This is a genomic window from Chryseobacterium bernardetii (genome assembly GCF_003815975.1).
In the GTDB taxonomy this organism is placed as follows: Bacteria; Bacteroidota; Bacteroidia; order Flavobacteriales; family Weeksellaceae; genus Chryseobacterium; species Chryseobacterium bernardetii.
In genome coordinates this window covers 183,915-197,178 of sequence record NZ_CP033932.1, presented here as the reverse complement: position 1 = coordinate 197,178, position 13,264 = coordinate 183,915, and the positions used below count along the sequence as shown (strand labels likewise).

10 protein-coding genes are annotated in these 13,264 nt (G+C 35.8%); 5 read left to right on the top strand and 5 right to left on the bottom strand.

The features are described from left to right. Window positions 1-160: 160 nt before the first annotated feature. Window positions 161-1,024 carry an AraC family transcriptional regulator gene (locus EG339_RS00925; RefSeq protein WP_123868460.1) on the bottom strand — a complete coding sequence of 288 codons (864 nt, stop codon included), beginning with the start codon at window positions 1,022-1,024 and terminating at the stop codon, window positions 161-163. A 123-nt stretch (window positions 1,025-1,147) separates the two neighbouring features. Between EG339_RS00925 and EG339_RS00920 the strand changes: the two genes are divergently transcribed. From EG339_RS00920 to EG339_RS00910, 3 genes are read left to right on the top strand one after another with little or no spacing between them, the layout of a single operon-like run. After that, on the top strand, window positions 1,148-2,377 hold the full coding sequence (locus EG339_RS00920) for an MFS transporter (protein WP_123868459.1): 1,230 nt from the start codon (window positions 1,148-1,150) through the stop codon (window positions 2,375-2,377). A 2-nt stretch (window positions 2,378-2,379) separates the two neighbouring features. Further along, window positions 2,380-3,861: a trehalase family glycosidase gene (locus EG339_RS00915; RefSeq protein WP_123868458.1), complete on the top strand. Its 1,482-nt coding sequence runs from the start codon at window positions 2,380-2,382 to the stop codon at window positions 3,859-3,861. 23 nt (window positions 3,862-3,884) lie between these two features. Continuing rightward, window positions 3,885-6,338, top strand: a complete 2,454-nt coding sequence (locus tag EG339_RS00910; protein WP_123868457.1) for a TonB-dependent receptor — start codon at window positions 3,885-3,887, stop codon at window positions 6,336-6,338. 159 nt (window positions 6,339-6,497) lie between these two features. On the opposite strand, the gene EG339_RS00905 is transcribed toward EG339_RS00910, so the two are convergent. Further along, window positions 6,498-7,328: a hypothetical protein gene (locus tag EG339_RS00905; RefSeq protein ID WP_123868456.1), complete on the bottom strand. Its 831-nt coding sequence runs from the start codon at window positions 7,326-7,328 to the stop codon at window positions 6,498-6,500. A gap of 82 nt (window positions 7,329-7,410) precedes the next feature. Further along, window positions 7,411-8,049: an MBL fold metallo-hydrolase gene (locus EG339_RS00900; protein WP_123872593.1), complete on the bottom strand. Its 639-nt coding sequence runs from the start codon at window positions 8,047-8,049 to the stop codon at window positions 7,411-7,413. 70 nt (window positions 8,050-8,119) lie between these two features. Between EG339_RS00900 and EG339_RS00895 the strand changes: the two genes are divergently transcribed. Together EG339_RS00895 and EG339_RS00890 are read left to right on the top strand one after the other, a co-directional pair. Continuing rightward, window positions 8,120-9,334, top strand: coding sequence for a type IX secretion system plug protein (locus EG339_RS00895; protein WP_123868455.1), 1,215 nt, complete (start codon window positions 8,120-8,122; stop codon window positions 9,332-9,334). 324 nt (window positions 9,335-9,658) lie between these two features. Continuing rightward, window positions 9,659-11,614 carry a M4 family metallopeptidase gene (locus EG339_RS00890; protein WP_123868454.1) on the top strand — a complete coding sequence of 652 codons (1,956 nt, stop codon included), beginning with the start codon at window positions 9,659-9,661 and terminating at the stop codon, window positions 11,612-11,614. A gap of 77 nt (window positions 11,615-11,691) precedes the next feature. Here the strand turns inward: EG339_RS00890 and hemH are convergent, their stop codons facing one another. After that, window positions 11,692-12,720 carry a ferrochelatase gene (hemH, locus tag EG339_RS00885; protein WP_123868453.1) on the bottom strand — a complete coding sequence of 343 codons (1,029 nt, stop codon included), beginning with the start codon at window positions 12,718-12,720 and terminating at the stop codon, window positions 11,692-11,694. A gap of 5 nt (window positions 12,721-12,725) precedes the next feature. Beyond that, on the bottom strand, window positions 12,726-13,262 hold the full coding sequence (locus tag EG339_RS00880; RefSeq protein WP_123868452.1) for an NADPH-dependent FMN reductase: 537 nt from the start codon (window positions 13,260-13,262) through the stop codon (window positions 12,726-12,728). Window positions 13,263-13,264: the final 2 nt, after the last annotated feature.

The window sequence follows — 13,264 nt, the reverse complement described above, 5'->3', positions numbered from 1 at the left end:
TCATTGATTTTTAAGTCATTACATGGTGATAAACAAGCTGGTCCGAATGCTTATGAATACATAAGAAAAGCCTTTTTACATTTGATGAAATGTATTGGTTTTATCTGAAAAAAGTGATATATATATCTGAAAACAGTAAAAAATATATTCTTATTGTCTTTCAGATAGCAAGATTATCGTGAGAATGATTCTTAATGAATTCAGAGGGGGTTTTCCCCGTATATTTCTTAAACATCCTGTTAAAATAAGTTACATTATTGAAGCCACAGTTGTAGCAGCATTCTGAAATACTCTTGTCCTGAATCATCATCAGGCAGGCTTTATTAATGCGGTATCGGTTTACAAATTCCGTAAAGGTAATTTGGGTTGCTTTTTTAAAGAAATTACAAAAGGCCGGCAAAGTAAGATTGGCCAGTTTAGCTACCTCTTCAATATTGATTTCTTTATCATATTGATGTTCAACATAGGTGAAAATATTCTCAAGACGGGTTTTGTTCTTTGAAATAATGGTATAGGGCATAATCTCCCTGTTCAAAAGATCATAGTCTTTACATTTTGACAATTCGAAAAGAATCTCCAGCAGCAGCAGGTATCTCTTATAACCTTCCGATTCGGGCATGAGCCTTAATTTTGGAAGCAGGCTTTTTTTTACTTTATGATGAAAATGAATCCCGTATTTTGAAAGTTCCAGCAAGTTTTTAATGGATCGGGCTTCTACCTCCTGCTGGGGAAACTGAAGGATTTCCTCCTTGAACTGAAGAACAATTTCCTCATGCGGATCAATAGAATTCAGCCCAAATCCTGAGTGTGGAATATTAGAACCTATCAGAACGAGATCTCCATGGGTATAATTGCTTTTATGATAACCAACATGGCGGGTTCCGGTCCCGGAAATGACACATACCAACTCAATTTCGGGATGATAATGATACTCCCATTTAAATTCCGAAATAGGAGAGTTATTATGAATTGTACGAAATGAGCTTTTCTCATTAGGAATTACTCTTTCAAAAGTAACTTTCATTTAATTAATCATATTTGATCGCTAAAAATACTAATTATATTAATATTGTTCAAATAATGGTTTATTGTGTTAAATTATTGTGAACAGAAATGCTTCTATCTTAGCCGCAAAGAAATAACCTGAATGAAAAATTTCAATATCAAGGCGGTTCTATTTTTGAACTATTTTGTTTTCGCAATTCTTCTGAATTCTGTGGGAACTGTTATTTTGCAGGTTCAGCAGAACTTTGGAATTTCAAAATCATCAGCCAGCGTATTGGAAGGGTTTAAAGATCTTCCGATTGCAATCTGTTCCTTCATTCTCGCATCGTTTCTTCCTAAGATAGGAATCAGAAATTCAATGCTGATTGCGCTGTTCCTTGTTAGCGGAATGTGCTTTGTAATGCCATTTACGGATGATTTTTGGTTCTTTAAGTTATTATTTGCTATTGTAGGAGTCTCTTTTGCATTAATTAAAATTTCTGTTTTTACCTCTATTGGTTTGGTAACGGAAACAGATAAAGAACATTCAAGCTTTATGGGCTTTTTGGAAGGTTTTTTCATGATTGGAGTATTGGCGGGAAATGTCTTGTTCAGTTTATACATTGACGATCATAACCCGAAATCGACTCATTGGCTGAATGTATACTGGGTTCTGGGAGGTCTTTCTTTGCTGTCATTCCTTTTCTTATTCTTTTCAGAATTAAATGAAAAAGAGGCAAAAAGTGAAAAAACCGACTGGTTAGGGGATCTGAAAAACAGTGCAAGTTTATTCAGTTATAAAAAAGTATTGTGTTTTTTATTATGTGCTTTCCTTTTTGTATTGGTAGAGCAGAGTTTCCAGACATGGACCCCTACATTTTATAAAGAAATTTTAAAAGTTCCTACTTCCATGAGTATTCAGGCGGGAGCTGTTTTAGCCGGAGCCTTTGCACTGGGAAGATTTTTGTCCGGCTTCTTTTCCAGGAAGATCAGTTGGGTTTATGTGGTCTCATTCTGTGTTATTGGTTTTGCTGTAAGTTTACTTTTAGTGCTTCCCTTAACTCATAATATCCATATTGATGCAGGCACAAACTGGCTGAATGCTCCACTTGTTGTGTATTTATTTCCATTAATGGGCGGTTTGCTGGCTCCTATCTATCCGAGTATCAACTCTGTGATTCTGGCTTCAATTCCTAAATATTTACACAGTGCAATGTCCGGTTTAATTGTAGTTTTTTCCGCGATTGGAGGAACAATAGGTTCTATCATTACAGGTTTTGTGTTTCAGGAATTCAGTGGGCAACAAGCATTTTATCTATCCCTGATTCCTCTTTCGCTGTTAATCACTTCAGCCATTTTCATGAATAAATTAAAAATTAATCCTAAAAAATAACTATGAGTAATCAGCTTTATATTAATGAAATCCAAATCCTTTTCGATGCAGTACAGAAGTCAAAGATTTTTGAAGATCAGAAAATGATGACAGATGCTGTTCCTTTATTTCCGATTGCGGAGATTAATGGAAAATATGAACAGGAAAAAGATTCTCCCGGTTTTGACCTTAAAGATTTTGTGATGGCTCATTTTGATTTTTTAGGCGCCAGGGTATCTGTTCAGAGAGAAGATCACTTTCCGATTGGGCAGCATATTGAAAAGCTTTGGGATGAGCTGACACGTACAGCTTATGAAGAAAAGGGAACATTATTAAAATTACCAAAGCCTTATATTGTTCCGGGAGGGCGTTTCAATGAGTTTTTTTATTGGGATAGCTATTTTATTATGCTTGGGCTTCAGGTTTCCGGAAGAGTGGAAATGATGGAGAATATTGTGGAGAACTGTGCTTATCTGATTCAGAATACAGGCTTTGTTCCCAATGCAAGCAGAACTCATTTTTTAAGCCGTTCACAGCCCCCGTATTTTTCACTGATGCTGGAACTTCTTTCTGAGACAAAAGATGATGAAACTATTTATACAAAATACCATGATATTTTAGAAAAAGAATATGCTTTCTGGATGAGTGGGGAAGAAGAAACAGAAAGAGGTTCAGGTATAAGAAGGGTAGTGAAAACCCAGGATGGAGACATATTGAACAGATATTATGATACAGAAAATGAACCTCGGCCTGAAAGCTATCTGATCGATATTGAAGATCAGGAAAATGCTTCTGGAGAAGAATTTTACAGAAATATAAGAAGCGCCTGCGAATCCGGCTGGGATTTTTCCAGCAGATGGTTTGCAGACGGCGAGCATATCCAGACGATAGAAACCCTGAATCTTGCTGAGGTAGACTTAAATTGTCTTTTATGGCATTTGGAAAATACATTGGCAAAATCATCAGGACTTCAGAATCTGAGTGACAAAGAAAATTATTTTACTGAAAGAGCAGCAAAGCGAAGACATATGATTAATAAATACTTCTGGGATGAAAAGACGAAGATTTACAGAGACTATCATATCAAAAAAAACACAAAAACACCGTCTGAACATATTGCTGCTCTTTACCCTTTATTCTTAGGAATTGCAGATCAGGAACAGAGTCAGGCAGTAGCTGAAACCATTTCTGAAAAATTTTTATATCCGGGAGGGTTGGTTACTACTACAAAGAAATCTGGGCAGCAATGGGATTTACCCAATGCGTGGGCACCCTATCAATGGCTGGGCTTTAAAGCAATGAAAAATTACGGCTTTGTTGAGCTGGCAGAAAAAATAAAAAACAACTGGAGTTCCAATGTAGAAAGAGTTTATAAAAACACTGGAAAACTGATGGAAAAATATAATGCATTAGATACGGAAACAATTGCAGGCGGCGGGGAATATCCCAACCAGGATGGATTTGGGTGGACGAATGGTGTGTATTTAAAACTACAACAAAACTGAAACTAACAATAAAAAATAGGGCTATGAAAAAAAAATCAATCTTTTTAATTGCCGCAACTGCTGTATTGTATTTCAATAAAGCATATGCACAGGAAACTCCACAAGATTCCGTGAAAGTTTCTTCTATTGATCAGGTGGTCATTACAGGGAATTCCAATCCTAAGAAAAAAATAGAATCCAGTACCGCTATTTCAACATTCAGTGCTAAGGAAATTCAAAAGCAGAATCCAATCAGTGCTGCTGCCTTGCTTCAAAGAGTGCCAGGATTTGCTGTAGAAACCTCAGGAGGCGAAGTAGGAAATAACCTTTTTGCAAGAGGAATTCCATCTGCCGGAGCTTATGAGTTTGTACAGATTCAGGAGGATGGTTTACCCGTTTTTGAAGATGGAGCACTTCAGTTTGCCAATGCTGATAATTTTTTTCGTGTAGATAATACGGTAAGCCGTCTGGAAGCTTTAAGAGGAGGTTCCGGATCTATCTATGCCAACAATTCCCCGGGAGGACTAATCAACTTTATTTCTAAAGAAGGAACCAATGATTTTAAAGGGAGTGCAAAGCTTGAAACCAGTACCTATGGATTAATCCGTACAGACCTTAATGTAGGAGGTGCTTTGGTAAAAGATAAATTATTTTTCAATATTGGCGGTTTCTACAGATCTGATGACGGAATCAGAAAAACAGGTTTTAAAGCCAATAATGGAGGCCAGATCAGAATGAACCTGAAGTATGTCTTTGATAAAGGTTATGCTAAAATTTACTATAAAAAACTGGATGACAGAAATACATTCTTCCTTCCGATTCCATTAACGCAGGATGGGGATAAACTGAAAGGGTTTTCTGGTTTTGACCCAAATTATGGAACGTATAGTTACAGAGCTATCAGTCAGTTAAATATTCCGCAGGCGGGTGGTGGTTTTTTCAGCAGAAATCTTGAAGATGGAATTCATCCGAAAGTAGATGTTTTAGGAGCTGAGTTTAAATATGATCTGGGTGGAAACTTCAGCGTTATCAATAAAACCAGATATACCAATATTGATATGAACTATACAGGGATTTTCCCGGCAGGAGCACCTCAAACCGGGGCAGATTTCGCTACAAAACCAATTGATAAAGGAGGACTGGGAATGACTAATTATCAATATTCCCTGGTAAGCAGCGGAGCGGTGGTATCACCTCAGTTTGTTCAGAAATTGGGGTTCTGGGCTATAGATAAGCAGATGAATAATTTTGTGAATGACCTGCAGTTCAACTACAAATTCGATAAAGGGAATGTAACGGCCGGATTTTATAAATCAAACTGGAAATCCCATCAATACTGGAACTGGAGTAATATTCTGGCCACTGCTACTGACCGACCTGAACTGTTAAATCTGGTTGATCCTTCCCTTACCCCAAGCAGTACAGGATATTCTAAAACCTATAATGGAGTTCTCAATATGTCCAGTTTGCTTAGAGATTCGCAGATTCAGGGAAGTCTGAACGATCTTTATTTAAATCTGGATTATAATATAACTGATGCGTTAAGCTTTAATGGAGGAATCCGTTACAGCCGTGATTATTACAGAGGATATAAAGTAAATACCACTACTGCCAATCTTGATAATTCAGGTCTAACGGTTGATGGAACTCATGGTTTTAATACCACTACAGCAGATGATAATATGAATGTTCTGGGAAATCAGTTTACGTATTGGTATTATGATATTAACAAGGTATCTTATACACTGGCTTCCAACTATAAGATCAATCGTGAAAATGCGGTATATGCCCGTTTCTCTCATGGTTTCAGATCGCCTAATGAAGAAGCTTACTACAATAATATAGGTAACCTGAATGCTGTAAAGCCTGTACTGACAAACCAATTGGAAGTGGGATATAAATATTATTCCCGTACTTTCGATATTGCGGTGATTCCTTTTTATTCTGCGCTTAAAAACCTTTCGTTTACGGATGTTTATTCAGATGGAACTTCAGAAAATAAATTTGCCAACACTACCAATTTCGGGGTTGAAATTGAAGGATATGCAAGATTATTCAATAATATCTTTGAAGTTACTTTCAACGGTACTATTCAAAATCCGAAATATAAAGACTTTACCGGAAGAAATGCCAATGGTACTACCTTCGATTATAGTGGTAATGTTGTAAGAAGAATTCCTAAGTTTTATTTCAATATTTCTCCCGCAGTGAATATTACCAAAGATTGGAGAGCGTATGTAAGCATGAATTATTATGGAAAGCGTTTCCAGGATGAAGGAAATACAGATGATAACATTTTACCTTCCTTTACTGAATTTGGAGCAGGAATGTCTTATCAGCTGGGTAAAATTCGTTTTGCTGTAGATGGAATCAATATCTTCAATACGATTGGAATTACAGAAGGAGACCCAAGGTCTCAGATGGCTGCAGGAAATCTCAGAATGGCTAGACCTATCATGGGAGCAGCTGCCAGAGCTTCAATCACTTTAGATTTCTAAATTCTATTTCTTTATAACACGAAACCGTCAGGGCTTGGTCCTGACGGTTTTTATTTTTTATATTCTTAGTTGATTAAACTGATTTTTATCTTAAACTTCAAAACTCTGTGTCACCACAATATGTGGGATATTAAATTTATTCATTCGTATTATTATCTATTATTCGTTTTGCGAATTAAGAACTGAAGTTTGATTTATGATGATTTTTTCAACAGATTGATAGGGAATTTTAGTTCCTAAATTCTTTTTAGAACTTTCATTGCCCGTTGATATTTTGGCATCTTGAATTTTTTTCAATGTTTCAGCTGCTGTTAGGTCTTTCTGTTTTATATATCTATCAAAACCGAGGTAATAATTTTTATTTTGTTTTGTAAGTTTTAAGGTTACAGGCGGTAGAATAGAATCAATGTTTTTTATGACAATGTAGTAATTAAACTTTTTATTCATGGGGAATCTGTAACTCAAAGCATCTAAAGGATAACTGATTTTATATTTTTCCTTATTGGTGCTGCGGGGAATACTGATTGTAATCCAGTTATACTCATTGTTTTTTTGAGTGATCACATAATTATTTTCAAACAACTTTTTATCATCGTTAAAAATAGGCTGAAATTTTTTCTCAGAAGCTGCTACATCCTTTGAAAAATTTATAAAAGCATAAGACTTAACGGTTCCATTTAAATAACCAAATAGATTAATGGTAATCTCTTTTTTATTTTCATCAAATTTTCCATAAACATCAAAAGAATTATCTTCAGCTTTAACTTCAGTTAGTAATATATTATCTTCATCAATTTTAGACCATTTCCCGGTTTTCCAGCTACCATATTTGAAAAAATAAAATTCGTTGTTGGGTAATATAAATAATGAAGGATTTGGTGAATCTAAATCTTCGTTGTCCAACTTATAATATCCTACAAACTGAGCATTTACTTTTATGATGAAAAAAAACAAGATGAAAAATAAAGTAGATATTTTTTTTGATGCCATTTTAATTGAATACTTATGGGTTGAGTATAATGATGACTAAAGCTTCCAAACTTACTGGAAAATAAGTGTAGGAATTTTCATTTTATTTAAAAAACGGATTATATTGCTTTTCAAATCCAATTGATGTAGGATTTCCATGGCCTGAGAAAACTTTTGTTTCAGGATCCAATACGAAAAGCTTTGTTTTAATGCCATCAATTAATTGTTCGTAATTTCCTTTATAGAGATCTGTTCTTCCAATGCTGCCTTCAAAAAGGACATCCCCGGAGATCATGAATTTCTGATTTTCGTTGTGATATACAACACTTCCCGGAGAATGCCCTGGAACATGATAGATTTTAAACTTCTCTCCATCTAGTTCAAGTTCTTCCCCTTCCTTAACGTATACGATATCTACTTTTACAGGATCAACTGGGAATCCGAATCTCATTCCACTCGCCTGAAGCATATCAAGAACTTCCTGATCTTCCTGATGCATATGTACCGGAACTTTGAATGTATCAAATGCCCACTGAAGCCCTAAAACATGGTCAATATGAGCATGGGTTAAAAGAATTTTCTGAATGTTCAGCCCTTTTTCTTTAATGAAGTTATCAATAGCTTTAGTTTCCTGTTCATTCATATTTCCCGGATCTATTAACCAGGCATTTTTGTTTTCATTATAAAGTATATAGGTGTTTTCACTTGCAAAGTTGCATACGAAGCCTTGAATCTGAAGCATGATCTGAATATTTTTATTCAAAAATACGATATTATTAAGAAAATGGCTATTTTTCGTTATCTTCGTCATAATGAAAACTTTGCGAATACTCTTACTTTCCCTGGGTGGACTGATGTATGGACAAAATATCCAAAGCATCCAGCTGTTTAACCCTCAGACGAATGATGAAACACCGGTCATCAGGTTCGGTGAACAATTGGTGTTGAGTTTTGATGATCTTACCAATGGCAGCGAGATCTATCGGTATACCATTAAGCACTATGACAGAAACTGGAACGATGATAATCTGTTTTTTACAGAAATAGCTACCGGAAGTATGAATGGGTTATTGGATAAATTTCAGTATTCATTCAATACCTTACAAGCTTATACCCATTATAAACTGACTTTTCCCAATGATAAAATCCAGCCGAAAATATCAGGAAACTTTGAGCTGATTGTTTATAAAGATTCTGCAGATAAACCTCTGTTTAAAAGACGTTTCTATCTGGTAGAAGATGCAGCCTCTCTGGGAGTAAATGTTTCAAGGATTGCAGATGCTAAGAATCCTAATATCAATCAAAGAGTAGAAATAAAAGCCTCACCGAAAGCGGGTGATCTTTCTTCCAACGTAAACTCTATGAGTTTGAATGTGATGCAGAATAACAACCCCAATATGGTGATTTCTAATCTGAAGCCAAGTACTGTTTTAGGCAATCAGTTACTTTTTCAGCAGATGAATCTAGCTTTTCCCGGAGACAACGAGTTTTATTATTTCGATAATAAGAATATGACGATTGCTGCAGATATGGTTCGGGCAGTAGAAGTGAAAGATGATATCAATCATACATATCTGCATCCCGTATGGGCATTTCCTTTAAATTATCAATATCAGCCTGATGTAAACGGAGCCTGGTATTACAGAAGAAATGATCTGGGAAGAGAAAGGGATGCCGAAAGAGAAGCAGATTATTCATGGGTCTATTTTTATCTTGAATCGGATCCGGTAGATAAAGACATCTATATTCTGGGTGGATTCAATGGTTTTAAACCAAGTAAGGAAAACCAGATGCAGTATGATGCGGCAACAAAACAATATGTTGCCAGGTTATTTCTGAAACAAGGATTTTATAACTATGTTCTTGCTACAAAGCAAGGTGATGGCCCCTTAGATTTTGGTGAAGTGAACGGTAACTTCTGGCAGACAGAAAACCTTTATCAGGCATTTCTTTACTATGCTCCTTTCGGGCGGAATTATGATGGGCTGATAGGGTATGGGGAATTCAGGACTCCTGTTAGAAAATAAGAAGCATATTTTTAGGATATATAAAGGCTTTCTCTCTAGAGGAAGCCTTATTTTTTTATAAATCTAACAGATTTTAATAAAATATATCCAATAAAATGCACAGCATAATGAAAAAAATAATTCACAAAATATAGATTTCTATTAATTAAATTCATGAAAAATTTCCATAATAATAAAATTATTTTTAATTATTTCTCTTTGTTTTAAAATTATAATTATGGTTTATTTATTGATTTATATTTTCTATTGAATTTTTATCAACACATATAGTGTTTTATTGTGAAAAGTTTATAACTTCGTTTTCACGTTAAACAAATATTATTTATGAAAGCAAAATTTATTTTAGCAGCGAGCGTTGCAGCCTGCTCTTTCGTTTTTGGGCAAAATACTCCATCAAAAGTAATCTCCGGTAAAAATGGATTACACGCAGAGTTTCTCAGATTTGACAAAAACGCTCCGGCCTTCCAGGGAAGTCCCGTTTTATTTGATGAAGCCACTCAAAGACTTTCTCCGGGACAGGCTCGCAAATTAGGCTCAGAAAAAGATGCATTAGGTTTTGAAACTCAAAGATTTCAGCAAACTGTTAATGATATTCCTGTAGAATACGGAATGATGGCAGTACAGACTAAAAACGGTAAAATTGTAGGGCAATCAGGGAAATGGGTTGTTAAAGTTTCTAAGGAACTTGACAAAAGTGCCAACCTTACTGAAAATGAAGCATTGCAAAGTGCTTTATCATTTGTAGGGGCAGAATCCTATAAGTGGAAAAACAAAGAAGAGGAAGATTTTCTTAAAAAAGAAACAGGAGATCCTAATGCAAGCTTTGCCCCTAAAGGAGAGTTAGTCTATTATTCAGACCCTGATGATGACAAACTGAATGATTTAAGGCTGGCTTATAAATTTGATATCTATGCTGAAAAACCATTAAGCAGACAATATGTTTTCGTAGATGCTAAAAACGGGAAAGTACTTGGAGTAGATGCTATTATCCATGAAGTGAACAGCCCGGGAACAGCCGTTACAGGATACAGCGGAACCCGTAGTATAACTACAGATTCTTATAACGGAAGCTATCGTTTAAGAGAAACAGGAAGAAATGCAGGAACAGCGGTGGAAACATATAACCTGAAAAAAGGAACCAACTATGCTTCTGCAGTAGACTTTACAGACACAGATAATAACTGGAATAATGTTAATACCAATAAAGATCAATACGCTACAGATGCTCATTGGGGAGCAGAAATGACAGTAGATTATTTTTATACAAAATACGGCCGTAAGAGTATTGATAATAATAATTTCGCTATTAAATCTTATGTGCATTATTCTACCAACTATTTTAATGCATTTTGGGATGGTTCCAGAATGACTTATGGTGACGGAAGTTCTACAACAAACGGTGGAAAACCTTTAACAGCAATAGATGTGTGCGGTCATGAAATCACACACGGCTTAACTTCCAAAACAGCTAACCTGGCTTATCAGAGAGAATCAGGAGCTTTAAATGAAGGTTTCTCAGATATTTTCGGAAATACAATTGAGCGTTGGGCAAGACCTACGCAGGCAAGCTGGACACTTGGAGAAGATTTCAATTATGTGATCAGAAATATGGCGAATCCTAATGCTTACAGCCAACCTGATACTTATATGGGAACTTACTGGAAAACAACTACAACTTCAGGTTGTGTAACTCCTAGCCAATCTAATGATTATTGTGGGGTACATACCAACTCTGGAGTGCTTAACTTCTGGTATTATTTGTTAGTAACCGGAGGATCTGGTACCAATGATAAAGGATTTGCTTATAATGTTTCGGGAATCGGACTTGATAAGGCTGGAGCTATCGCTTACAGAACATTGACAACTTATCTGACTTCGTCATCCAATTATGCAAATACAAGAACATATTCTCTTCAGGCAGCAGCAGATTTATACGGTGCGGGCAGCAATGAAGTAACACAGGTTGCCAATGCATGGGATGCAGTAGGTGTTGGAGGAGGAACTTCTCCTGCCGGACTTGTAGCATCAACCTCAAATATTTCAGCTTATACCATCAGCCCGAACCCGGCAACAGACAGATTTACTGTAACATTTAATGGAAAACAAGGTAAAGGAACTGTAGAAGTAGTGAATTTAAACGGAAGAAAAGAACTTTCTGAAAAAGTTACTCTTACAGATGGAGCAAATAAACTTGACATACAGTTACCATCTAATATGCTTTCCGGAGTTTATATTGTAACTGTGAATGGGCAAAAAGCAGGAAACCTGATTAAAAAATAAACCAAATTTTAATATATTTCAATAAAAAGGCCACAAGTGAATTCTTGCGGCCTTTTATATATTTTAAGTAAGATAAATTAAACCAAATAGAAATCGTTCAGTTTTTCTTCACAAAGAATTTTTACCACTTCAATCCATCTGTCTTCATCATTCAGGCATGGTATATAATGGAAACTTTCTCCACCACCATGTATGAACTGTTCTTTTCCTTCAACAGAAATCTCTTCCAATGTTTCAAGACAGTCGGAAACGAAAGCCGGACATACAATGGCCAGATTTTTTACTCCTTTTTTACCAAGTGCCTCAAGTGTTTCGTCTGTATAAGGTTCAATCCACTTGTCTTTTCCTAACCTTGACTGGAAAGAAACAATGGTTTTTTCTTTAGGTAAATCCAATTTATCGATGACAAGCTGCGTTGTTTTATAACATTGATGACGGTAACAGAACTGGTGACTTGGATTATCTTCTCTGGAGCAACAGTCATTAAGATTACAGGTTTTGGTAGGATCTGTCTTATAAATATGTCTCTCCGGAACTCCATGATAAGAAAACTGAAGGGCATCAAAATTTTCGGGAAGCTTTTCTTTAATGCTTTCTGCAAGACAGTTGATATAAATATCTCTGTTGTAGAAAGGCTGGATATAATTGATCTTTATGGTTGGAAATTTCTTTTTTCTTACCTCCTCCGCCTTTTCAATAACAGTTTCTGTAGTACTCATTGCATATTGCGGATACAAAGGGAAAAGAACAATTTCAGTAATCCCTTGATCTACCAGTTTCTGAATTCCGGTTTCAATACTGGGTTCTGCATATCGCATACCGATCTCCACAGGTACATCTACCAGTTTCTGAAGTTTTTTCTGGATCTTTTCAGTAATGACAATCAATGGTGAACCTTCATCCGTCCATACCGTTTTATAGGCTTCGGCAGATTTGGCAGGTCTTGTTTTCAGGATAATCCCCTGAACCAGCAGTGCCCGGAAGATCCAACGGTAATCAATTACCCTTTCGTCCATCAAAAATTCATCAAGATATTCCTTTACGTCATTTACAGCTGTAGATCTTGGTGATCCAAGGTTGACCAGTAAAATTCCTTTTTTATTCAATTTTTTTATTTTAATGATGAAACAGATTGTTCAAAATCTGTTACCAGTTCCAATACTTTAGCAAAGGTATTATTTTCAACTGAGCCATCAGGCCCAAACTTACCTTTTATCGCCTTGATTAATAGCTGATGTTTATCATTAACAACAGCACCAAGGGTCTTTAAAATCAATGATAGCTCTTCATGACCTTTCTCTCCACTGGCAGAACCTGTAATAATCGCTGTAGGCTTATCCAGAAATACATTGGTGGAAACGCACCATTCCAACAGGTTTTTTAATCTGCTCGGAATACTGAAAATATATTCCGGAGTAGAAATGATAACTCCTGCCGAATCATTAATGTATCTTCTGATCTTTACAATTTCCTCAGGAGTATCCAGATCAGTTAATGAAGTATCAAAATGGGGAAGAACAGAAAGATTGTCATACATCTGAAAATGAACATTGGAATTTTTTTCTAATACCTGTTCCATCAGTTTCTGATTACTTGAATTATTAGTAGCACTACCAATAATGATGAGTATCTTTTTGTTGTTGGCCATGA

What these genes read in the sequence shown, in the direction of transcription:
- EG339_RS00925 (WP_123868460.1), bottom strand. Translation starts at nt 1,024, where the DNA reads ATGAAAGTTACTTTTGAAAGAGTAATTCCTAATGAGAAAAGCTCATTT.
- EG339_RS00920 (WP_123868459.1), top strand. Translation starts at nt 1,148, where the DNA reads ATGAAAAATTTCAATATCAAGGCGGTTCTATTTTTGAACTATTTTGTT.
- EG339_RS00915 (WP_123868458.1), top strand. Translation starts at nt 2,380, where the DNA reads ATGAGTAATCAGCTTTATATTAATGAAATCCAAATCCTTTTCGATGCA.
- EG339_RS00910 (WP_123868457.1), top strand. Translation starts at nt 3,885, where the DNA reads ATGAAAAAAAAATCAATCTTTTTAATTGCCGCAACTGCTGTATTGTAT.
- EG339_RS00905 (WP_123868456.1), bottom strand. Translation starts at nt 7,328, where the DNA reads ATGGCATCAAAAAAAATATCTACTTTATTTTTCATCTTGTTTTTTTTC.
- EG339_RS00900 (WP_123872593.1), bottom strand. Translation starts at nt 8,049, where the DNA reads ATGCTTCAGATTCAAGGCTTCGTATGCAACTTTGCAAGTGAAAACACC.
- EG339_RS00895 (WP_123868455.1), top strand. Translation starts at nt 8,120, where the DNA reads ATGAAAACTTTGCGAATACTCTTACTTTCCCTGGGTGGACTGATGTAT.
- EG339_RS00890 (WP_123868454.1), top strand. Translation starts at nt 9,659, where the DNA reads ATGAAAGCAAAATTTATTTTAGCAGCGAGCGTTGCAGCCTGCTCTTTC.
- EG339_RS00880 (WP_123868452.1), bottom strand. Translation starts at nt 13,262, where the DNA reads ATGGCCAACAACAAAAAGATACTCATCATTATTGGTAGTGCTACTAAT.